At 46.5% G+C, this 22,080-nt stretch carries 18 protein-coding genes; 6 read left to right on the top strand and 12 right to left on the bottom strand.

The genetic code is table 11. From position 1 onward, the window contains the following. Positions 1 to 199 precede the first annotated feature (199 nt). The 4 genes from ABCM67_RS14375 (at position 200) to ABCM67_RS14360 (ending at position 3,024) form a co-directional block, all read left to right on the top strand. Positions 200 to 895 (top strand): hypothetical protein, encoded by a 696-nt coding sequence (locus ABCM67_RS14375; protein ID WP_147603165.1) that lies wholly within the window; start codon positions 200 to 202, stop codon positions 893 to 895. Positions 896 to 938: 43 nt separating this feature from the next. Beyond that, positions 939 to 1,166 carry a hypothetical protein gene (locus ABCM67_RS14370; protein WP_147603164.1) on the top strand — a complete coding sequence of 76 codons (228 nt, stop codon included), beginning with the start codon at positions 939 to 941 and terminating at the stop codon, positions 1,164 to 1,166. Between the two features lie 685 nt (positions 1,167 to 1,851). Next, entirely contained in the window at positions 1,852 to 2,799 is a 948-nt protein-coding gene (locus ABCM67_RS14365; RefSeq protein WP_147603163.1) for an ArdC-like ssDNA-binding domain-containing protein, read from the top strand. Next, positions 2,800 to 3,024: a hypothetical protein gene (locus ABCM67_RS14360; protein WP_147603162.1), complete on the top strand. Its 225-nt coding sequence runs from the start codon at positions 2,800 to 2,802 to the stop codon at positions 3,022 to 3,024. 197 nt (positions 3,025 to 3,221) lie between these two features. Here the strand turns inward: ABCM67_RS14360 and ABCM67_RS14355 are convergent, their stop codons facing one another. From ABCM67_RS14355 to ABCM67_RS14325, 7 genes are all read right to left on the bottom strand, one after another. Further along, complete coding sequence (locus tag ABCM67_RS14355; protein ID WP_147603161.1) at positions 3,222 to 4,772, bottom strand: CAP domain-containing protein; 1,551 nt, start codon at positions 4,770 to 4,772, stop codon at positions 3,222 to 3,224. Positions 4,773 to 4,891: 119 nt separating this feature from the next. Beyond that, entirely contained in the window at positions 4,892 to 6,439 is a 1,548-nt protein-coding gene (locus ABCM67_RS14350; protein WP_342992946.1) for a CAP domain-containing protein, read from the bottom strand. A 132-nt stretch (positions 6,440 to 6,571) separates the two neighbouring features. After that, positions 6,572 to 7,963 carry a CAP domain-containing protein gene (locus ABCM67_RS14345; RefSeq protein ID WP_147603159.1) on the bottom strand — a complete coding sequence of 464 codons (1,392 nt, stop codon included), beginning with the start codon at positions 7,961 to 7,963 and terminating at the stop codon, positions 6,572 to 6,574. 116 nt (positions 7,964 to 8,079) lie between these two features. After that, positions 8,080 to 8,202, bottom strand: coding sequence for a hypothetical protein (locus ABCM67_RS14340; protein WP_342992945.1), 123 nt, complete (start codon positions 8,200 to 8,202; stop codon positions 8,080 to 8,082). 10 nt (positions 8,203 to 8,212) lie between these two features. Then, positions 8,213 to 9,184: a DUF5688 family protein gene (locus ABCM67_RS14335; RefSeq protein WP_147603158.1), complete on the bottom strand. Its 972-nt coding sequence runs from the start codon at positions 9,182 to 9,184 to the stop codon at positions 8,213 to 8,215. Continuing rightward, positions 9,145 to 11,055, bottom strand: coding sequence for a type IV secretory system conjugative DNA transfer family protein (locus tag ABCM67_RS14330; RefSeq protein WP_147603157.1), 1,911 nt, complete (start codon positions 11,053 to 11,055; stop codon positions 9,145 to 9,147). Before ABCM67_RS14330 ends, ABCM67_RS14335 begins: the two co-directional genes overlap by 40 nt. Then, positions 11,052 to 11,438, bottom strand: a complete 387-nt coding sequence (locus ABCM67_RS14325) for a hypothetical protein (RefSeq protein WP_147603156.1) — start codon at positions 11,436 to 11,438, stop codon at positions 11,052 to 11,054. Before ABCM67_RS14325 ends, ABCM67_RS14330 begins: the two co-directional genes overlap by 4 nt. Before the next feature lie 160 nt (positions 11,439 to 11,598). Here ABCM67_RS14325 and mobQ point away from each other — a divergent pair, with 160 nt between their 5' ends. Next, a complete protein-coding gene (gene mobQ, locus ABCM67_RS14320; protein WP_147603155.1) occupies positions 11,599 to 13,374 on the top strand; it encodes a MobQ family relaxase in 1,776 nt (591 codons plus the stop codon). Between the two features lie 84 nt (positions 13,375 to 13,458). On the opposite strand, the gene ABCM67_RS14315 is transcribed toward mobQ, so the two are convergent. After that, positions 13,459 to 14,439 carry a hypothetical protein gene (locus ABCM67_RS14315; protein WP_342992944.1) on the bottom strand — a complete coding sequence of 327 codons (981 nt, stop codon included), beginning with the start codon at positions 14,437 to 14,439 and terminating at the stop codon, positions 13,459 to 13,461. A gap of 396 nt (positions 14,440 to 14,835) precedes the next feature. Between ABCM67_RS14315 and ABCM67_RS14310 the strand changes: the two genes are divergently transcribed. Continuing rightward, a complete protein-coding gene (locus ABCM67_RS14310) occupies positions 14,836 to 16,260 on the top strand; it encodes a CAP domain-containing protein (RefSeq protein ID WP_342992943.1) in 1,425 nt (474 codons plus the stop codon). Between the two features lie 317 nt (positions 16,261 to 16,577). On the opposite strand, the gene ABCM67_RS14305 is transcribed toward ABCM67_RS14310, so the two are convergent. The 4 genes from ABCM67_RS14305 to ABCM67_RS14290 are packed head-to-tail and all read right to left on the bottom strand — an operon-like array spanning position 16,578 to position 21,369. Further along, complete coding sequence (locus ABCM67_RS14305; protein WP_342992942.1) at positions 16,578 to 17,984, bottom strand: TniQ family protein; 1,407 nt, start codon at positions 17,982 to 17,984, stop codon at positions 16,578 to 16,580. Then, entirely contained in the window at positions 17,981 to 19,222 is a 1,242-nt protein-coding gene (locus ABCM67_RS14300; protein WP_342992941.1) for a TniB family NTP-binding protein, read from the bottom strand. The genes ABCM67_RS14305 and ABCM67_RS14300 overlap by 4 nt, the downstream gene beginning before the upstream one ends. Beyond that, positions 19,215 to 21,035, bottom strand: a complete 1,821-nt coding sequence (locus tag ABCM67_RS14295; RefSeq protein ID WP_342992940.1) for a Mu transposase C-terminal domain-containing protein — start codon at positions 21,033 to 21,035, stop codon at positions 19,215 to 19,217. The genes ABCM67_RS14300 and ABCM67_RS14295 overlap by 8 nt, the downstream gene beginning before the upstream one ends. Then, a complete protein-coding gene (locus ABCM67_RS14290; protein ID WP_342992939.1) occupies positions 21,022 to 21,369 on the bottom strand; it encodes a hypothetical protein in 348 nt (115 codons plus the stop codon). Before ABCM67_RS14290 ends, ABCM67_RS14295 begins: the two co-directional genes overlap by 14 nt. Positions 21,370 to 22,080 lie beyond the last annotated feature (711 nt).

Below are 22,080 nucleotides of genomic sequence, written 5' to 3'. Positions count from 1 at the left end.
GTGGTTTCGTGATTTATTTTTATAATACGCTTCGTGCTACGTTGTGTCAACATATTTACAAGAATCCATTTATTCTTCATATTTTCTTTATTTTTACACGTGCTACATTGCGCAACTATTATTTGTATTGATTTACGCACTACCATATGCTACAATGTACTCACCAAATAAAAAAGTACTGTGAAAGGAACAAAAACTTATGGAAAACACCCATTCATGGACTTGTGATAATGAAATCGGGACCACTCTTCCCCAGTATGCGAACAGCCAGGGAATCACATATGAAGCGGTCAGACGCCAGGTTATTAAATATCAGGATACTGAACTCCGGGGCCATATCCAGATAAGGAACAAGACTAAATACCTGGACGACTTCGCTGTAGAATTTCTGAACGAGCACCGGAGACCTCAGGCACAGATTGATAGCGATGCCAACAACATTGCGGAACAACTCAAAGATATGCTCATTTATGTTACAGATAAATCTAACCCAACAAAACACCACGTAGTCCAGCCTTTCAAAGATTTTGTTGCTGAAAAGGATACTTCTAAGGAAAACCCACCCCAAACAAACACCAAGCCCTTAGACGAATCCATATGGATGCCATTGCACAAGGCGTCCCCTGACCGTCAACTGATTGCTCTACAGACCGAAAATGAACTTCTCAAGAAACAACTTTCAGATTTACAGAACGCATACAACAAACTTCTGGTAGAGACCAGCAATTTGACCGCAAAAATTTATTATGCTGAGAAAAACGCAGACAATGCAGAGAAGAACTCCAAGCGGTGGTATAACCTTGCGCTTGAATGTATCAAGACCTTTAACCAACAGCAAGCCCAGGATTTCAATGCTGCAGAATCGGAGGCTCTTGACGATGCTACAAAGGATTGATTGGATAAGATAGAAACACCATATTGATATTTGAGGGACCACCATGGCTGCATTTACAAAGCCACCATTGCAGTGTTTTCTACAAAACACCATCCTGGCATTTGTGAAGCCACCATACCAACACTTCCAGAACCACCATCGCTGCATTTTCGGAACCACCATCACCGAACTTCCGAAAGCACCATCACCGCGTTTCCGAGACCACCATCTTTACCAAGATTTCAAGATTATAACAGCCGGAACGACTGCCGATACCCCTAAAAAAGATTGATTTTCTACAGATTTATTAAGAGGAAGGGCGCATATACTCACCATTATTATGGTGTACTATCCACCACCTCCGGCTGTGTCTATCCCTGCCGTCTTCCAGCCGTCACCCCAGAACCGTTTTTAAATTCAAAAAACAAAAGCAAATTTACACTAAAAGTTCTTGTGATATTTCACGATATGTGATGCAGATGATTCCCGATTTCACATTTATCGGTATATTGATTTTCAGATTTGCATATGATATAATGCCAGTAGGCAAAAGGTAATTATTAAACGCTTATAGCAAAGAACGAAGCCCCCGGCTGTACTTGCACTACAACCGAGGGCTTCTTCTTGTTTTTTAGGATGGTCAAGTATCCATCAGGCTATTGTTGTCCTAGTCGTTCCTATCTAGCCATTTGCAGATGAGATGGCAAGTCACACCTGCCGCGACGGTAACGATAAAGGTAATTATTATTTCGCTTATAGTTCTCACCTCCTCCCGTTGCCGGGTCTCGGTTGGACAACAGAACGATTATATCATACCTCAGAACAAAACGGAACCTTTCAAAATACATATTGCTACCCAAATCTGTCCATCTCTTTTTTCTTCTCCCATCCCTCCACACCAAAACCCGCAAATTTTTTTATCCCCATCATCTTTTCTTCATATTAATATTACCCAAATCCAAAGGAGGCAATATTATATGAAAAAAACAGATAAAAAACAATCCAAATCCAGGCAGGAAGCCCTGAATGAACTGACTGCGGGCCTGGAGCAGTCCATCAAAGATTTTATGGATGGGGACAAGTACAGGGCTTTTCTTTCCAAGATGTCGCACCTCCACAATTACTCATTGAATAACCAGATTTTGATTGCCAGACAAAGACCGGATGCCACGCTGTGTGCAAGTTATACCTGCTGGAAGTCTCTGAACCGTCAGGTCAAAAAGGGAGAATCCGGAATCAAAATCATCTGCCCCTCATCAATCAAATCCCAATCCTTAAAAGACGTAAGAGATGAAAACGGCAGACCTGTTACTCTTCCCGATGGAAGTGTCAAGCAGGAAGTTGTTGAAAGAATCATTCCGTTCTTTAAGGTTGGATATACCTTTGACATCAAGCAGACGGAAGGTGAACCCCTGCCGGAACTCTGTCACAACCTGGAAGGCAGCCTAAGCGACAGGCAAAAGCAGATAAAAGATATACTCCTAGATATCTGCCCGGTTCCGGTCCGCTTCCAAGCAATATCCGGGGATGCAAATGGATATTATGACCTCATCCAAAAAGAAATCGTCATAGACAGCAGCCTTTCCGAAGCACAGTCTCTCAAGACCCTGATTCATGAAATGGCCCATGAAAAACTCCATTCGGCAGACCTTCCGGATAAACACACCGCAGAGGTGCAGGCAGAATCCATTGCTTTTGTTGTCTGTCAGTATCTCGGCCTGGACACTTCGGAATATTCTTTCGGCTATATTTCCAGTTGGAGTTCCGGCAAAGACGTAAAGGAACTGAAAGCCAGCCTGGAGACCATACGCAGTACTTCAAACGAGATGATTGACACAGTAGAACAGAAACTTGCAAAAGCAGAAAAACCGGTCCAGGCTATAGCCGAAGCCGCAGAGACCGTACAGAAAAGGAGGTGCAGATAAATGGATACGATTGAACAGCAACTTGCAGAAATAGAACAGTTAAAAGCAAAACAGGCCCTTCACCGCCAGCAGTTAGCAGAGAACCGCCAGCGTGCTCTTGAAAAGAAAAACTACACAAAACGCCTGGTTGATATCGGTAAGATGGTGCTGGAATTTTTGCCGGATGCTTTGACTATGAATGAAGCGGAAATCAGGGAAGTTTTAGAAAAGATTTTAAGCAAGTAGTAGGTCTTGTGGGCGTTCGCTTGGAAGCCGCCGGGGTGGTGGACTGAAAGACTGCCGGGGCAATCAGTGTGATGGCAAGCAGGACAACAAGCCTGGCCGCCGTTTTCCCTGTCCGTTAAGAATTAAAAAGAACATAAAAAAGATTTCAAAAAAGGCTCTCCCAACCGGAAAGGTTGGGAGAGCTTAAATTGTATCGTTTAATTTGAAGAATCGGAAGAATCCGACCAGTTGGCCTTTAATGTTTTACTCTCAGGCATGTGGAGGTCATTGTTTCTAATATAATCCAAATCCATTAAGCCACCTTCAAAATATGGATTTTCATAACATTCCGTCCATCCTATAAACTTGCAGCCTTCCTTTTCCGGAATGTCAATAGTTGACAGTTTGATATCTGCTCTGGCCGGAACACTCATCTCAAACTTCTCTACGCCGCCCTTGCTCGGGAACGTGCCTCCGTTTGCATATACTGTCAGTGTATATTTCTGGCCCGGGTTCTTCGCGAAAATCTGTACCCAGAAGTTCTTGTAAACGCCAACACCAATATGGGTCGCTTCCCTGTCAAGCATTGAAACAAGATGGCCACGGCTGTTCTCCCATAAATAGACTGCACGCTCAGGCGTATCGCCAGTCGCAATATTTTCTCCAAGGATATTGCCGGCTCCTGCTTCATAATAAGCTGTACTAAAATCGCTTCCGTCTGGTCTTCCATGACTGAACTTTGTATAAATCTCTTTCGCCCTGACTGCTGCACCGGCATCAAGAGCGGCATCCTCAACAACAGCGGCTGAACCATGTTTAACTCTGACCTGATTTGTCAGCTTGACTACCTCTTTGATTTTTTTGTTAATCTCAGACGGGCTGTCCGGGTCTGGGGTTGGTGTCGCGGTAGGTTTTGGCTTCTGTGTGGGCTTCGGAGCAGCCGTTGGTTTTGGTGTTGCTGTCGGCTTTGGTGTTGCCGTAGGCTTCGGTTTCTGTGTCGGCTTCGGTGTTGCTGTCGGCGCAACTGTCGGGGCTGCGGTTGGCGTTGCAACCGGTCTCTCCGGGATGACAACCTGCATTCCTGCTTTGTTATAACTGCCGTAAGTCTTATATGTCTTGTTATAACCTCTTACCATATAGTAGTAAGTTCTTCCGGCTTCAATCGGGTACTTGCGGCTGGACTTGTGAACGTATTTCAGGGTCTTTGAACTGACGTTCGCAATCCTAGTCCACTTTGTGGTGTCAGCGGAGCGGTAATAAACCAGGTAGTTCGTAGCATTGATGGATTTTGTCCAAGTAACAGTAGTCTGCTTATAGCTGTTCGCTTTCACGCGGGTTTTTACAATAGACGGTACGGCCGGAATAGTGACGGTCTTGCCTTTTTTATCGTAAGAACTCCATTTCTTACCGTATTTATTATATGCCCTGACAGTATAGGTATATTTTTTACCACCCTTGAGTGGGTACTTCCTGGAAGACTTGTGAGTGTACTTCAGATTTTTACTGCTGATAGTTGCCAGCGTAGTCCATTTTCTCGTGCCGGCCTGTTTGTAATAAATACGGTATGAAGTGGCGTATTTGGACTTCTTCCAGGTAACCGTTGCGGAATTCTTGGTCGCGGTCACTTTCGTAATCGCCGGTCTTGTGGGCGTTCGCTTGGAGGCCGCCTGAGCCGGGTCCTGAAAGACCGCAGGGACAATCAGTGTGATGGCCAGTAAAACGGCAATCAGACCGTTCCGCAGCCGGCTTTTATTCAGTTTTTCTATCATAAATATTTCTCCCTCCTTGTATCTTTTTTCTTATGTATATATTTTACAACAAATATATGCGGTTTGCAAAAAAAAACACACCACCAAGGATGGTGGTGTGTGTTTTCGAAGTTGTATTGTCAGTCTGAGGAGCTGGAAGAATCCGACCATGTGGCTTTAATCCTTTCATTTTCAAACATATGGACCTCGCCGCCGTTTTTAATGTCATCTAAATCCATTAAACCGCTTTCAAAATATGGATTTTCATAACATTCCGTCCATCCTATAAACTTGCAGCCTTCCTTTTCCGGAATGTCAATAGTTGACAGTTTGACGTCTGCCCTGGCTGGAACACTCATCTCAAACTTCTCTACGCCACCCTTGCTCGGGAACGTACCTCCGTTTGCATATACTGTTAAAGTATACTTCTGACTTGGGTTCTTCGCGAAAATCTGTACCCAGAAGTTCTTGTAAACGCCAACACCAATATGGGTCGCTTCCCTGTCAAGCATTGAAACAAGATGACCACGGCTGTTCTCCCATAAATAGACTGCACGCTCAGGCGTATCGCCAGTCGCAATATTTTCTCCAAGGATATTGCCGGCTCCTGCTTCATAATAAGCTGTACTAAAATCGCTTCCATCTGGTCTTCCATGGCTGAACTTTGTATAAATCTCTTTCGCCCTGACCGCTGCACCGGCATCAAGAGCGGCATCTTCAACAACAGCTGCTGAACCATGTTTAACCCTGACCTGATTTGTCAGCTTAACTACCTCTTTGATTTTTTTGTTAATCTCAGACGGGCTGTCCGGGTCTGGGGTTGGTGTCGCGGTAGGCTTTGGCTTCTGTGTGGGTTTCGGAGTAACCGTTGGCTTTGGTGTTGCGGTAGGCTTCGGTTTCTGTGTCGGCTTCGGCGTTGCTGTCGGCGCAACTGTCGGAGTGGCAGTAGGCGTTGCAGCCGGTCTCTCTGGAATGACAACCTGCAGTCCTGCTTTGTTGTAACTGCCATAAGTCTTATATGTCTTGTTATAACCCCTTACCATATAGTAGTAAGTTTTTCCGGCTTCAATCGGGTACTTACGGCTGGACTTGTGAACGTATTTCAGGGTCTTTGAACTGACGTTCGCAATCCTGGTCCACTTTGTGGTGTCAGCGGAGCGGTAATAAACCAGGTAGTTCGTAGCATTGATGGATTTTGTCCAAGTAACAGTAGTCTGCTTATAGTTGTTCACTTTCACGCGGGTTTTTACAATAGACGGTACGGCCGGAATAGTGACGGTCTTGCCTTTTTTATCGTAAGAACTCCATTTCTTACCGTATTTATTATATGCCCTGACAGTATAGGTATATTTTTTACCACCCTTGAGTAGATGCTTCCTGGAAGATTTGTGAGTGTACTTCAGATTTTTACTGCTGATAGTTGCCAGCGTGGTCCACTTCTTCGCACCGGCCTGTTTGTAATAAATCCGGTAAGAAGTGGCATACTTGGACTTCTTCCAGGTGACCGTTGCGGAATTCTTAGTCGCGGTCACTTTCGTAATCGCCGGTCTTGCGGGCGTTCGCTTGGAAGCTGCCGGGGTAGTGGACTGAAAGACTGCCGGGGTAATCAGCGTGATGGCCAGTAAAACGGCAATCAGACCGTTCCGCAGCCGGCTTTTATTCAGTTTCTGTATTGCATTTTTTATCATAAATATTTTCCCTCCTTGTATAATTTTTTTTGCAAACCATATATATATATTTTACAACATATATATATGGTTTGCAAAAAAGAGAACAACGCACCGCCGTAAGGTGGTGCGTTTGCGTGACATTGCGATAAATTAATTAGAAGATAAATTTTTTGCCCAATTGGCTCTTAGAGTTAACTTATTAAACATATGTATAACTGATTCGACATCAAATTCAAGTTCATCGGTTTCATCTAACACTGTCCATTTATCGAATCTGCTGCTGTCATTCTCTGGCTTTGAGATATTATCAATTGATAGCGTCATCCCTGCCGGAACCTGTATCGTATATTTCTCAACTCCACCTTTATCAGGGAATGTACCACCGTTTGCGTCAACGGTCAACGTAAACTTCTGGTCCGGGTTTTTGGCGAAAATCTGCACCCAGTAAATGACTCCGTCTTTTTTGTAACAGCCAGCACCCATGTGTGTGGCCCTTGAATCAATCATTGTAACGTAATGGCCCTGGCTGTTTACCCATCCCTCAACAACACCTTTTGGGGTTAAAAATCCAACAGCAATATTTTCGCCCAGAATATTGCCTGCTCCTGACTCATAATAAGCGGTACTGAATATCTCTCCATTTGGACGATGATGTCCATATTTTATTGCACACTCCTTCGCTCTTACCGCCGCTCCTCTATCAAGCGCTGCGTTCTCCTGCACCGAATTTTCCCCGGCTTTTTGTCTCTCAATGTTCGTCAATCGTATGACTTCCTTGATAAATTTCTCTGTATTGAGCGGGGTTTCTGTCGGCTTTGGTGTAGCGGTTGGTTTTGGAGTTGCTGTTACACTTGGCTTCTTCGGTACCTGCACCGTCACTCCATTTTTGTTATAACTGCCCGTTGTCTTAAATGTTTTATTATATCCCCTCACCGTATATACATACCTCTGGCCAGGTTTCAGCGGATACTTGCTGCTGGATTTATGTACATACTTCAACGTCTTGCCATTAGTCCTTGACAGCAGCGTCCACTTCGTAGTGCTTGCCGGTCTGTAAAACACCTGATACTCTGTCACATTGCCGGCAGGCTTCCAGGTAACGCTCACCTGATTGTAACTATCCGCTTTTACACTCCCCATCTTCACCGCAGATGGAACCACTGGAATTGTAACGGTTTTGCCTTTGCTGTCATACCGCCCCCATTTCTTACTATACTTATTATAAGCCCGGACCGTATAACTATATTTCTTGCCACCCTGTAACGGATATTTCCTGGAAGTCTTGTGAACATACTTTGTTGTCTTGCTGCTCACATTCGCCAGTACCGTCCACTTTCTGGCACCGGCCTGTTTATAATACACCCGGTATGATGTGGCATTGCTGGCACGCTTCCAGGTGACTGTCACGGAGTTTTTAGCAGCCGCAGCCTTCGTTACAGATACCGCCGAAGGCGTCTTTCCAGATGCAGCGAATACCGGCATAGCCATCACCAATACCAGCAGGACCGCTAGGAAACAACTAATTATCCTCTTTCTTTTCATCCTGTTTTCCTCCTTGTCTGTTGCGTATGTATACCTCTATTTTACTCCTGCCCTCACCCTTTTGTAAATCAACCAGCCACATTTTCCGCATAAAAAATGAGAGGCATTCCAGCCTCTCATATACCTTTCTTCCCTTCTATCAGCCTTCCGTCCCCGGTCCTCACATCCACCTGGAAAAATCCCGGCCTCAGTTCCAGATATCTCCGGACGGCTTCTGTCAGTCTTTCTTCTTTTCCCATATTTTCCTCCTTAAATCGTCCATTTGTGATGCTTTACCTTGTCTACGGTTTCCGATACTTTTTGGACATCTTCCCTGGCAACGGATAGTTTCCTGCCGTCATAACGGAAGACTTCGTAAGAGAGCAGGTCCTCCGGCTCTACCGTGGACAGGTTCACTTCCTTCACTATCTCCTTCATCCTCCCGATGTCCATATCTTCACTTTCCCTTACGACCATGACCTCATGGATGGAACTGGGGAGGATGTAATAAGGCTCGCCAAGTTCTTCAGACACTTTCTGTAAAGCCTCCTGGCACAGCATCACATTGGCACCGTTTACTTTTTCCTGGTTTGTCAGGACATAGAGCGGGGATTCCTGGGCGAGCATCTCTTCCATCACTTCCCTCTGTATCTCTGTCACTTCCCCCGCTTCTATCTGTCTTTCCAGTTCCTCCCGCAGGATATCAGCAGTATTCCGCAACTGGAACTCCTGCGCTGCCGTATTTTTATAGGCCTCGGCCAGAACCTCATTCTGGCCCATCCGGAATAACGGCAGGCTGTCTTTCGTCACACGGAAGGAATATAGCAACGCTCCCTCCTCGGCTACCTTGCAGCGCACCACTGCCGCCATATCCTCCACAGAATCATATACTGCATTTTCCAGGAGTGCCCTGTTTGCATCCGCATTCACCAACTGAATGAACAGTCCTTTCCGGAAGTCCTCCGCGGATGGCAGGTCCGTGATTTCCGGCAGGGCTGTCCTCTTTTCCTCTACCAGGCCCGCTGCGTATCTCCCGATATCCGCCATACTCTCCCCGGATGCCAGCATCCCTGCATAATCGTCCGGATATATGACCAGGGCATGTTTATCCCCTTCATGCCTGCAACGTAATCCATCCCTGGGGCCGTTTACTTTCGGGACTGTGATGGGCTTTACTTCCCACTGCTCCCCCAGGCTCTTCTCTATTGCTTTTTGCAGTCTGATTTTGTCTTCTTTTTCCATTTCTCCTTTCCTCCTTCATACTGGCGGTGGATAGACTCCCTCAGGGTCTCATATCCTTTTTCTGCCAGCCGTATTAATTTTTCTCTACAATCCTCCGGCCGTTCCGGAAGGATTGGTATTGGTCTTTTTGTTTCTTTTATTTCTTCTTTCCCTTCTATCCCCATAGCCTCCTGATTATACCGCTGCACCTTCTCAGACATCGGCCCCAGGATGGCATCGTTGAAGTATGAGCACTTCCTGGCTTTGCAATACCCGTAATCTGCGGATATGATAACGACCTCATCCTGTTTCACCAGCCTGGACAAATCCGAAGGCTCCAGGATTGGCTTGTCCTGGTATGAGATACTGACACTACGGTTCTTCCCGGAACCGCTCCAGGTCGTCTGTCGTTCCTTGTAAGTGCCAGCCATCCCGCAGATGGTCTTGGCTGTGGAAGGACTCCGTACATCCAAACAGACCAGATATGCACTATTGGCCACCATCGACTGGATATCGGCTTTCGTATAAGCGTTTTCCAGGGCTTCAAAACTCTGGGTTATCAAAATCAGGGTGATGTTCCGACTTCTTCCAGTGAGCAGTATTCCTGAATGTAAACATGGCACGGGGCCTCGAGCACAAATCCGGGCCATCTCATCAATCACGACCATGACCGGCCGGCTCCCTTCCGGCCTCTTTATCAGGCTTCCGAAGACCTGGGCGATAATAAGATTTACCAAATTGTAGTACACTTCCAGTTTTTCCTCCGGGATGGCCAGGAAGACTGCCCTTCCTTCCTCAAGCATCTGCGGGTTTGCCTGCCGGGTATTGGTCTCCATTCCATATCGGATATCTTCATCGATAAAGATTTTTAAAGACTCCTGCTCCTGCTGGACGATTCCCGACATCGTATCCTCCGCAAGGTTCCGGAACGAAGAAAGAAACTTGGTCTCTGTAGCCCTCGGTGCTGCCCCATCCAGTAATTCCTCCACCAGTTCTTTTGCATCCCTGGACAGTATCTCGTTTACCAGTTCTGACAAGTTGTGTATCTTTTTCTGCTTATACAAGCCAACCAACTCCCCTGTCAAAAGCGAGCGTCCTGACTGTTTCCAAAACTGGTCTGTATCTTTTGCCGATATGGGTATCAGGCTGTTTGCGATTTCTTCCATAGTCTCCCGGATATCCTGGTCTGTGACCCGGTCTTTGTGGTTCAGGAGATACAACGCATCCCATCCCCATTTCCCCCGGTCCTGGAAATCAATGATGACCACATCTTCCGCATCCATCCTTCGGGACTTCCGCCAGAGTTCTCCTTTGATGTCAACATAAAATCCACCAACATTCTGGCTGGCCAGCAATGACGGGATGACCAGGGCAGAGGACTTGCCACTGCCAGACCCACCAATCACGAATACATGGCCATCCTTATAATGTGCTGCATCCATCGGCTTGCACAGATATTTCTGCTCTTTTTTGAAATATCCTTCCTCTGTCCTTCCAAACACCACGCCCTGTGGCTGGTCAAAAAGGAAATCTTCCGCAATCCTTGGGTACATCGCCTTTTGCTTTAACGGGCTTGAAAATTCATTAGGCTTTTCGTGGAATACATCCTCAATACTGAAATCCTTCTTTCCGGCCGCAGCCTGCCTCTGGTTCTCTGACCATACATAGACAGACGGCAGGAATGATAAGACAAACAGGATGAGGTACGACACATCCCCGCCCAAAACTTTCTGAAAGAACAGGATTAGCCCCGCCATCGCAAAAGGCTGGAGCCAGATTCCGCTGAAAAAGATACGGTTTATCCATTTCCATATATCCTTTTTTATCCCGGGACGGGGATTTTGTATCTCCGTCCTCAGATATTTCCAAACCCAGTACAGCCAGTCTTTCATGGTTCCAGGACCTTCCTGGCAATCGGTTTTTCCGAAATCTCTTCAAAGCCATTCTTCTTTAAAAAATGCTTCTTCTGTTTCCCGGTATGGATGTAAACAGATGGATACCCCCTCTTCCTGGCGAAATCCTTTATCACGCCCAGCAGGTGCTCTCTTGCCTTGTTATCACCTGCATCCAGGGAATGGATGAACAAGACTCTTTCTCCTTCCATCACCGGAAAATTGACTACTGCCGTGGCTGCCGGCTCCGGTCTCCCGTCAGCCTCCAGATTAAGAGATATGTAATCATCCTGAATCTCACTACCGGCCGGGGCTGACCCCTTATAGGTGAGCAGGACCCGCAGTTTCTGGTCTGTGGCCCCTGCAAGTTGCTTTCCTCTCATGTTCTCAACTCCTTATGTTGTATTTTCGTTGATAAGGTTTCTTCCTTACCAGCACTTACAGTATGCAGAAAAAAAGAGAAGATAAAAAACGGAATGAAAAAAATTTTATCCTGCCCCGGATTCTCCATATTGAAAAATAAAAAACGAGGTGATTTTATCTATGGCAATCTTTCAATTCCATATGCAGGTAATCAAACGGAATGACGGAAAAAGTGTTGTGGCCGCAGCCGCCTACCGTTCTGCAAGTAAAATAGAAAATCAGTACACCGGAATCATGGAGGACTACACCAAAAAGAAATGGGTGACACACAGCGAAATCGTGCTGCCGGAACATGCGCCGAAAGAGTTTCAGGACCGGGGATATCTGTGGAACTCTGTAGAAGAGGCAGAAAAAGACCGGAGGGCCAGACTCGCCAAAGAGGTCATGATTGCCCTTCCAAATGAACTGACACCGGAGGAAAACCTCCAACTGGTACAGGGATTTGTTCAGGATGCTTTTGTTTCTCAGGGCATGGTCGCAGATTTCAGCATCCACAATCCGCCTGTCACCAATGAGCAGCATATCCCTGTTGACCGGAACGGCCAGCCAACGAAGGATGAAAAAGACATGATTTTCCAGAATCCTCATGCACACATCCTTTTGACCATGCGGCCCCTGGATAAAAATGGGAACTGGAAGCCAAAGACACAGAAAGAATATCTCTGCAAACGCCAGGGAGAGACCGCAGCCTTTACCGCCGAGGAATTTATCCAGGCCAAGGCGGATGGATGGGAAAAACAGTACCCGTACTTCAAAGGCCGGGAAAAAATCTGGCTGACACCCTCTGAGGCCTACCTGGAAAATCTGGTAAGGGCATCCAGCAATCCCCGCTCCACTCCCTACGGACGGGAGAATCCGAAGATGAAGTACTGGAACTCCACAGATGCCATCTTTTCCTGGCGGAAATCCTGGGAAGAACATGTAAACCAGGCCCTGGAACGTGCAGGCAGACCAGAGCGGGTATCATGCCTCTCTTATGCAGCACAGGGCCTGGATGATATCGCCGGCATCCATCTTGGCCCTCATGGGGCAAAACAGACCGATTCCCAGCAGTATCAGATTAATGAAGATATCAAAAAACTAAATAAAAAGAATCAGGAAATCCGCCAGACTCTGGGCGAACTGGAAGCAGAGATAAAACAAAAGAATGACCAACTCTACGAATCCATTGCAGAGCGCATGGGCTGGCTGCGGGGGGAAATCCTCTCTGCCCGGTATGACCTGGAGGACTTCCAGACACAACGGGAATATATCCAGAAAACAGCGCAATCCCTACAGGAATCAGTCATCCGTATAAAAGCAGCCCGGGAGAATGTCCAGGAACGAGACCGGCAGGCTCAAAAAAACATTTCCACACTCAAGAAAGAACTGGAAGGAAATTTCCCTGCCTGGAGCAGCCGTCCTGATGAGATAGAATCCGCAATCCAGGCAGAGGAAGAAGGCATCCGCTTCCGTCAGGAGCGGCTGGGAAGGATTCTGAACGAAGAAGGCTTTTCCGATATCCAGGACTACGAAACCAAGGCCAGGATGCTGGCACAGATGGAATCCGACTTGCAGACACTGGGCCAGAGGATTTCCACCTGCGAGGAACAGATACAGGAGCATACCAGCCGGTATGAAAAACTATGCGGCCAGATACCGGATGACGTCTCACACCTGGCCGACTTCCGGGAACGTAGAAAAAGATGGTCTGACATTTACGGACAGCGGACTTCTGACCATATCCGCAAGCGGACCGGCAAGGTAAAAAACGAGACATTTGACCACATCTTACATAAAACCGATTATGCCCTGAACCATACCCTCTACCTGGCTGGCCGGGCCGGATATCTGCTGGAGCGGATGGACCAATCCGCGCAGAGGACGGTAAGTGAGAATCAGGGGCGTAATTATTAATCTATGGCAATTTGATTCCACCAAAAAGGGAGAACAGCCCACACAACTGCTCTCCCTTCTTATTACACCCCGAAATCCGGGAACTTATTTTCCATAGACTTTATCATATGCTTCACATAATAAATCTTCCAGTTTCCCTCTCCGGCAATCCACGTTTTTCCAAAACTCCATCGGCTGATTTTCGAGATAATCGGAAATGTCTGTGTAAATCTCCCGTGCTCTTTTGTCTCTTGGGTCATCTTCACTTTCAGAATATGCAAACAGTTTCTGCGCTTTTTCCAAAAGTTCTTTTGAAGAATCACTTTCTTTTGCATCCTCCTTCCAGATGTCCAGAAGGATATAACGCTGCGCATACAGGCTGAACATATTAAATAAAATATCCTTCTTTTTCCGTACCGCATCTCCTTCCAGGGATGTCTCGCCCTTCTTCATCTCTTTTGCATTCATGATAGTAAATTCTAAAGGTCGTGATAGAGATACTAAATAACTCCCTGGTTCACAGGATTTATAATATTTCGGTATAAATTCTTCAATTTCAACATAAGCATATCCCTGGCGTCGGTTACTCTCATTGATAACAAGATACTGTACTAACTCATCATCATCGTTAAAATCAGTTCTACTATGATACTCAAATGGCAATTTATCTACTGCAAGGATTACATCCGCAAATGATTTCCCTTCTGCATATAATGTACAATTATCCTTGTCCAGTTCTCCTGCTGACAGGTCATCAAACAGCCCTTTCACTTCATCCCCTATATGTTTTACTGCGACTTTCAGTTCTTCCATATCAAAATTTCCATCCTTGCAGGCCTGTACAAAATGCTGCCAGCGGGCATCTTTGGGAACGTGATGTCCAACTCTTTCCAACATTTCCTTTTCATCCATTCCTTTATTCTCACAATCATCTGTTACATAACTCATGAATCTATAAAGAAATGCTCTGCGGACAATCCTGCTGATTTCCTCTCCTACCCTTATATCTCCTGCATCCTCTGGGGCAGTAAAACAATCACAGATTTTCACGATGTTATTATTTAATTCAACATAATTCTCGTACATAAATGTACCTCCTCTATCAATAAGTCCCTTCCGGGAAAACAGTTTTTATGGTTTCACTCGCGAGTTCTTTTTGCTTACAAATCCATTATGTCACAAAGAAATCCACAATTCAAATTTTTGCGGAAAAGGTTACGCTCCGAAAAATAACCCGCAAAAATTTATATACTTTTTATATTTATAGACATATTCAAAGTGCATTTTCCGCATATTTGTTTCTCCTCTCTTTTGGATTTCAACAATAATATGCTTGATTTTCTTTGCAGTGTAAAAAATAAAAATTATTTTTTTGTAACGAACAAAAAAAACAGAGATTTCCTGATATCTTTATTTCTTTACACTTATTTCTGTAGTAAAATGAAACCAGACTTATCAATGGCTACAGAAGGAGGAAAAAGTATGTTAAGACACATCCAGACAAAGTTTTCTGCCTTATCCCGCCTGCTGGTCCTGGCTCTTGCTGTCATGCTGCTCATTCCGGCAGTACCGGCACAGGCAGCATCCAGGACACCCGGCAAGGTCACACTCTCCAGTGTTACGACATCCGGCAGCAACAAGGTTACTATCAAGTGGAAAAAGGCAAGCAACGCAACACAGTATCGTATTTACTGGAAAGAAGCCAGGGCGAAATCCTGGAAGACACTTGCCAATGTTAGTGCAAGCAAGACCAGTTATACGCACACATCAAACAAGAAAGCAACGCTCAAGGGTGGTAAAAAATATACTTACACAGTCCGGGCATACAATAAGTATGGAAAGAAATGGAGTTCTTACAACAAGAAAGGTAAGACCGTAACTATCCCGGCCGTGCCGTCTACCGTAAAGGCCAACGCGAAGCCAAACGGCTACAGCCAGACAACCATAACCTGGAGCAAGGCCTCCAATGCGACAAACTACCTGGTTTACTACCGCTCTTCTGACACCACCAAGTGGACCAGGATTGCGAACGTCAGCGCAAAGACACTGAAATACGTCCACAAGTCCAGCGGCAAGTACCCGGTTGAAGCCGGAAGAACTTACTACTATATGGTAAGGGGCTATAATAAGACGTTTAAGACTTACGGCAGTTATAACAAAGCAGGAATGCAGGTTGTCATTCCAGAGAGACCGGTTGCAACGCCAACCGCAGCCCCGACAGTTGAGCCGACAGCAACACCGAAGCCAACAGAAACCCCGCTCAACACAAAGAAATTCATCAAGGAAGTTATACGATTGACGAACATTGAGAGACAAAAAGCCGGGGAAAATTCGGTGCAGGAGAACGCAGCGCTTGATAAAGGAGCGGCGGTAAGAGCGAAGGAATGTGCAATAAAATATGGACATACTCGGCCAAACGGTGAGAGGTCTGGAACAGCTTACTATGAAGCTGGTGCTGGAAATATCCTCGAAGAAAACATTGCTGTTGGATTTTTAACCCCAAAAGGTGTTGTTGAAGGATGGGTAAACAGCCAGGGCCATTACGTTACAATGATTGATTCAAGGGCCACACACATGGGTGCTGGCTGTTACAAAAAAGACGGAGTCATTTACTGGGTGCAGATTTTCGCCAAAGACCCGGACCAGAAGTTTACGTTGACCGTTGACGCAAATGGCGGGATATTCCCCGATAAGGGCGGAGTTGAAAAATATACGATGCAGGTTCCGGCGGGGATGACGTTGTACACTGATGACATATCAAAACCACAAAAAAGTGATAACAAACTTAATAAGTGGACTACTGTTTATGATGATGGATTTGAAATATCAGAAAGCGCATATAAAAACGTAAAACTCCATATGACGGAAAACCAAACCCTTCGAGCCGATTGGACTGAATCTAATTAATTTATCGCAATGTCACACAAACGCACCACCTTACGGCGGTGCGTTATTTCTTTTTTTGCAAACCATATATATCTGTTGTAAAATATATATAAGTAAAAAAATATACAAGGAGGGAAAATATTTATGATAGAGAAACCAAACAAAACTCGGCTGCGGAACGGCCTGATTGCCGTCCTGCTGGCCATCACACTGATTGCCCCGGCAGTCTTTCAGGGTCCGGCCCAGGCGGCTTCCAAGCGAACGCCCACAAGACCGGTGATTACAAAAGTGACTGCTACCAAAAACTCTGCAACGGTCACATGGAACTTCCAACTTTTCTATATCACCTCTTTTATCTTCCCCGCCTCTTCTTTTTCCGCATATCTTTCCAGATACTCTTTACAGTTCTGAAAATCCACGTTCCTCATATTTGTTAAATCTCGAATGTGCCGCCAGTTTATGACCTGGCCTTCTTCTGTTAGTTTCCGATACGCCCAGACCGCTTCCCTGGCCCAGTATTCTTTCTGGCTTTCCTGATATTTCAAAATCTCAGCCTTACATAGTGGCAATTTTTCCAGCCGTTTTTCCGGCAGGTTCAATGCTCTCTGCACTGCGGAGACCGTGACCCTCTGTGGCCGTTCCTGGCCGCTGTGATACATCTTTTTTACGGTCTCTTTTACCCTTGGCAGCATCTCTTTATCCATCTTATCCCAGGCCAGGCTCCGCTTTCTCCGGTGGACGTTTTCTCTGTTCTCGTAGTGTTTTAGGACCGCATCCCCGATACGCTGCACCAGGTCATAATCCAAGCCCAGTTCTTCTGCGACCTGATGATAGACCGGATGGCGTGTCTGCTGTATTACTTCCGCCGGAATCTCCACCAGTTCCGTTGCCTTGATTCCTGCAAACATCGCTAACTGGCAGATGTCATAAAAATTCCACCGGGAATCTGTCAGGACTTTCTGCATCTGCGTCCTGCTCATAACAAATTCTCCTGTATAAAATCTCTGGTAATCTTGATACAGCCTTTCCACATGGATGCTGGCCCCGGAATCCGACCGGCGATATCTTTTCAGATGCAGTTTCAAAAAATCCGCAGCCGACACCTGGCCGTCAAAATCCATCCGGCTGTCAAAGACTTCATAAATATACCTTGTCAAATCCAGGACTTTTTTATATTTGCATATCTCTACCTCTTCCTCCTCCGGAATCTCCGACTGTGCATCCCACAATCCCGGGGCGGCTTTCCGTTCCATAGATATCCGGCTGTCTTTCAGATAACATCCATGTTTCCCACAAATCCTGATTCCCTGTATCTGGTGCTTCCTGTGCCAGTATGCTTCCCCGTAATCCTCCCGGTCCTCCTTCGCACACAGCGGGCAGTATCTCAAAAAGCGTCCCGTCCCCCGCTGGTTCTTCGGGATGGCCAGCAGGTTATTAAAGTTCCCGTTCATGGAGAGCAGGGCTTTTTTTGCCTCCTGTTTTCTTTTTGCAGGAAGAAATCTTCCATAAGAAGGAAACATGGTATGCTTCTGTATCAGCGCCTCCATATCACAACGTTCCTTTATCACATCCAGGAACTCTGGTTTCAATTCATTCAGGAACTCTACATCTGGATTGGTATACTTGTGGATATATAAATCCTCCACTGCGTACTGGAATGCCAGATATCCGGCCTTCACATAGTACCGGACCAGCAGGCTATAGACCAGTTCATCCGGGTATGGTTCTGGAAAAAATACAATCATACCTCTACTTCCTCCACCGGCAGATGTTCCCGCAGGACTTCCACAATGTCCCGCTGTCCTTCCTTAGCCTTCTGTACCAGTCCTGCCAGAGTGATTTCTCCTGGTCCCAACTTGGCATTTTCGGCAAATCTGCCAGATATTTCTGATTTCTTCTTTCTCTGAGAGCATTGTTTTCTTCTCTTGATAGACGGTTCCAGATACTCATGCAGCATAGCCATCCGGTCTTTATACGCCTCTTCCAGGGCTTCCATATCCAGGACATCCCTTCCACTTAAAATAGCAGTTTCCTGTGCATCGTGGAGCAGGGCGACCAGCACGGAGAGATTGCCGCCGCAGTGTTCATACAGCCATTCCAGCACGGAATCCGATAAATCCATCCCCTCTTTCGTATACTGATATCCGAACAGCAGGCGGCAGACTTTTAAGAACTCTTCCCCGAACCCCAGAGGCCCGTACTGCAGGCCCAGGGAGCGACGGGCCAACTGCATGGCCTGTTCAAAAAACGGGATGCTATCCGGTGTGCCTACCATACAGATACTGATTCCGGAATTGTTGATTAACTGCGTCAGCATCCCGACCAGGGATTTCCCGTTCCGGCTGTTTGCCACGTTCTGTATCTCATCCACCACCAAAAGCCCGATGTGGTTTAAGGATACCTGGCTCACACTTCCAATGAGCATATCCGTGGTGGCTCTTGCCCTTACTGCATTTTTGTAATAGTTGCTCTCCAGCACTTCATCCACTTTCCGCAGTATCTCCAACAGCAGGCCTTTTACGGAGGAATCAAAAGGACACTGCACTACGATACAGGGTGCAATCCTGCAATACGGTTTTTCTATCTCCAGGACTTCTTTTCCCGTTATCAGACTGATAGCCTGAAAGATTGCCGAACTCTTCCCAATCCCGGAGGCTCCCAGGATGGTGAAGGAATCCGAGCCACCGATGATTCCCTGGTATCTCCTGCCCCGGATGCCCTTTCCATTCTCATACTGCTGGTGGACAGCCTGCAGGGATTCCTTTTTCTGCAGGGACCGGAGGACACCCATATACAGTTTATGGTAAATCTCCACGGACATCTGAGAGGGGATATAGATGTTATAGATATCCGATAATGCCATCAGCCGCTCTGTGCTGCTCTTTTCCCGGATGGCAGGCGTATATCCCGGATATTCCCCCAGGCGTTCCAGCAATCCCTCTCCGTTCAGCATTTCCGGCATCCTTTTTATCATCTCATTCATGAACAGCATCTCCCTTCACAACATCTATATGGCGTTTTCTCTGTTCCCTCTGCCTGGTCTTCCGGATGTTCCGGATTTTGGTGTCTTCTGCACTTGCCGCTTTTCCTGCGATGCCCCGGATATGGCGGGCCAAGTCAATCTTCGCCTGCTGGTTCTCCAGGGCCGCATTTTTCACTAATTCCCCGCACTCGTTCCGGAGGATTTCCGCTTCCCCAAAACCCTTTCCACGGAAACGGCTTTCTATCAGTTCAAAGGGCCGATACTTTCCCTCTTCAAGGAGCCACACCTGGCCCACATCATCCGGGTTATAAGCAACCGTCACTTCCCCGCCTTTTAAATACTGCTCCGTATATCCCGAAGCCCCATAGCGCAGCCCCTGGACTTTCAGACCCGAACGGGTAAAACGCCCGGTGGTCCTGGGAAGAAGGGCCAGTATCAGTTCTTCCCTGGAAACGGAAATGAGATTGGCCCCAATCTGCTCCCTGCCCCAGGCAAAGACCGATGCCGCAAACGGCCGGACTCCGGCATCCAGCATGGTTTTTGTATAAGGGAAGTTCTCCAGGATTCTCTGGCTGTTGTAATACAGGATGCACCGGAGGATGACCGTTTCAAAATCCCGCATCGTCAGGCAGGCATCTTTCCGGTAGTCCCTGGCTCCCCGCTCCTGATAATCCGGTTCAATCACGCCTTTTCCCTTTAAATGCTTCTTATACTCTGACTGTATCAGGTCAAAGAACTTTTCCACCGGGCCTTTCAGTTCCGGCCGGTATGCTGGCAGGTTCTGGACCGTCACGCCCAACTCCGTTATCTGCTCAAAGTTCCCGGAGGTGTACTCTGTTCCCATATCCGTCAGCATGATTCCCGGCAGGCAGTCACTGTCCCACTGCTCCTTGCTTATCAGGATTCCGAACTTCCTGCACCATTCCACCTTGTCTGCAATTACATGGAGCATCAGGTTCCGCAGGGAATACACACCACCTTCCCACAAAAGGCTGTATCCGTAACAAAACGAACTATACGCATCCACACAGGCCACCAGCATCGGACGTCCTACCAGATGCCCGGCATCATCCACCAGGTAGATGTCACAGATGGTCGCATCCAGCATCCCCACGCCTACGGAGGAAAACTCCTGGACACCATCCCCCAAGAGGGGCCGGTGGTTCCGCTGGTAGTCCTTCAGACCATCCCTGGAGATATAACAGTTCTGCAATTTCCTGGTCCTGCTGAAAAAATACCGGAACTGATGGATGGACGGGTGATGCTCCAATAGTTTCCCTGTTCTGTCACAGTACTTTTCCTTTAACATCAGGGTATATGCGGTGGAAATACTCTGACGCTCCCTGGTATAATAAAACTTGTTCAACGCCCAGCGCATGTTCTTCTCATCCTGCGTCAGGTCCCGTTCTTCCTTCTTTTCTTTCGGGGCCAGGGCTGCAGGGTCCTGGTGCACCAGATATGTCCAAAGATAATTCTTTACGGTATTCTGGCTGACCTGGTATCTTTCTGCAGCCTCTGCGATAAGCAGGCTTCTTTTCTTTTTCTCCCCTGCAAACGGAAGGATGGAAGATATCACCGTAAACCGTTCCCGCATGACCTTTCTGGCTGCGGCTGACAGTCCTTCCGGAACCTCCTTACCCATCTCTGCCAGGAAATCCTCTTCTGCGATTTCCACATCTTTCCTCAGTTCCTCCTGACTTATCCACCTTGGCATGGACCGTTTCCCACAATCTATGGACAACACCGAATCTTCTTTTTCTTCCAGGACCCGCAGGATGGTCCCTTCATGCCGGAGCAGTTTATTTTTCCTCATTTATCACCAGCCCCCAATCTGTAACACCGTTTCTTCTCCAGTACTCCCTTGACGCATCCAGCAGCCTCACAGTCATTGGTTTCATCAGGTGCTTTCGCTCCACACATTCCCTGACCATCAACTCCCCGTCCTGTTTCACACAGACAAAATCCGAACTATACGCCCCTGCTTCCAGGCCATCCAGAAACACATTGCACCGGAACTCTTTTATCTTTTCTTCTCTTTCCAAAACTTCTGCATAGGCGGACTGGATATTGCTGTATGTCCTGACCACATCTTTGCACTTTTTCATCTTCTGCTTCTGGCAGCGTCCCTTATAATTCTTTTTTATCATTTCTGCATCCTTTCTTCTTTCCCAAAAACAGGCCCCAAAAACCAAATCCATCAAAAGCAGTCATCCCATCGTCCCAGATTCCATTTCCCAAAAACAATTTCCGGGAGCCGGAAACCCGCATAAATCCAGCATTCCCAAAAATCTTTCTTCCCAAAAAGGCCTCCCGGAAATGCCTTTTTTATTTTTCACTATGTCCTTTCGCACCCTCTTTTGACACTTTTTTCGTAATTTCATTTGTCAAAACCGGGAAGGCTTTATCCATAAGATATCAAGATAATCCGGCTGCAACAGACTATCTTTTTTTATTCTTTTTTCGGACAATCTTTCCGCGCCCCTCCTTTTTTTCTGTTCACTTTTTAAATCTCTTTTTCTTTTTTTCACAGACCTTTAATGCCTGGTTTTTGGCTTAGTTAAGCCTTTTTTAAGGTTTCTTTTGGGTTTCTCTTCTCTTTTTTCCATTAAAAAAACCCTGTTCCAGGATTTCTCCTGAGACAAGGTTTTTGGTGGTTCTTTTGGGTTTATTTTTCTTCTTTTGGGCTGGAAGCGGATGAAGATTGAATAAACGGGAGGCACTGGTTTTTGACAAGGAATGTTACGAAAAAAATGTCAAAAGGCAGTGCGAAAAAATAAAATGTGTCCTTTCGCACCCTCTTTTGACACTTTTTTCGTAATTTCATTTGTCAAAACCGGGAAGGCTTTATCCATAAGATA

The organism is Blautia sp. 2227st1_G12_2227SCRN_220401, assembly GCF_039062885.1.
GTDB lineage: Bacteria > Bacillota > Clostridia > Lachnospirales > Lachnospiraceae > Blautia_A > Blautia_A fusiformis.
This window is presented reverse-complemented; position numbering and strand designations above follow the sequence as displayed.

What these genes read in the sequence shown, in the direction of transcription:
- ABCM67_RS14375 (WP_147603165.1), top strand. Translation starts at nt 200, where the DNA reads ATGGAAAACACCCATTCATGGACTTGTGATAATGAAATCGGGACCACT.
- ABCM67_RS14370 (WP_147603164.1), top strand. Translation starts at nt 939, where the DNA reads ATGGCTGCATTTACAAAGCCACCATTGCAGTGTTTTCTACAAAACACC.
- ABCM67_RS14365 (WP_147603163.1), top strand. Translation starts at nt 1,852, where the DNA reads ATGAAAAAAACAGATAAAAAACAATCCAAATCCAGGCAGGAAGCCCTG.
- ABCM67_RS14360 (WP_147603162.1), top strand. Translation starts at nt 2,800, where the DNA reads ATGGATACGATTGAACAGCAACTTGCAGAAATAGAACAGTTAAAAGCA.
- ABCM67_RS14355 (WP_147603161.1), bottom strand. Translation starts at nt 4,772, where the DNA reads ATGATAGAAAAACTGAATAAAAGCCGGCTGCGGAACGGTCTGATTGCC.
- ABCM67_RS14350 (WP_342992946.1), bottom strand. Translation starts at nt 6,439, where the DNA reads ATGATAAAAAATGCAATACAGAAACTGAATAAAAGCCGGCTGCGGAAC.
- ABCM67_RS14345 (WP_147603159.1), bottom strand. Translation starts at nt 7,963, where the DNA reads ATGAAAAGAAAGAGGATAATTAGTTGTTTCCTAGCGGTCCTGCTGGTA.
- ABCM67_RS14340 (WP_342992945.1), bottom strand. Translation starts at nt 8,202, where the DNA reads ATGGGAAAAGAAGAAAGACTGACAGAAGCCGTCCGGAGATATCTGGAA.
- ABCM67_RS14335 (WP_147603158.1), bottom strand. Translation starts at nt 9,184, where the DNA reads ATGGAAAAAGAAGACAAAATCAGACTGCAAAAAGCAATAGAGAAGAGC.
- ABCM67_RS14330 (WP_147603157.1), bottom strand. Translation starts at nt 11,055, where the DNA reads ATGAAAGACTGGCTGTACTGGGTTTGGAAATATCTGAGGACGGAGATA.
- ABCM67_RS14325 (WP_147603156.1), bottom strand. Translation starts at nt 11,438, where the DNA reads ATGAGAGGAAAGCAACTTGCAGGGGCCACAGACCAGAAACTGCGGGTC.
- mobQ (WP_147603155.1), top strand. Translation starts at nt 11,599, where the DNA reads ATGGCAATCTTTCAATTCCATATGCAGGTAATCAAACGGAATGACGGA.
- ABCM67_RS14315 (WP_342992944.1), bottom strand. Translation starts at nt 14,439, where the DNA reads ATGTACGAGAATTATGTTGAATTAAATAATAACATCGTGAAAATCTGT.
- ABCM67_RS14310 (WP_342992943.1), top strand. Translation starts at nt 14,836, where the DNA reads ATGTTAAGACACATCCAGACAAAGTTTTCTGCCTTATCCCGCCTGCTG.
- ABCM67_RS14305 (WP_342992942.1), bottom strand. Translation starts at nt 17,984, where the DNA reads ATGATTGTATTTTTTCCAGAACCATACCCGGATGAACTGGTCTATAGC.
- ABCM67_RS14300 (WP_342992941.1), bottom strand. Translation starts at nt 19,222, where the DNA reads ATGAATGAGATGATAAAAAGGATGCCGGAAATGCTGAACGGAGAGGGA.
- ABCM67_RS14295 (WP_342992940.1), bottom strand. Translation starts at nt 21,035, where the DNA reads ATGAGGAAAAATAAACTGCTCCGGCATGAAGGGACCATCCTGCGGGTC.
- ABCM67_RS14290 (WP_342992939.1), bottom strand. Translation starts at nt 21,369, where the DNA reads ATGATAAAAAAGAATTATAAGGGACGCTGCCAGAAGCAGAAGATGAAA.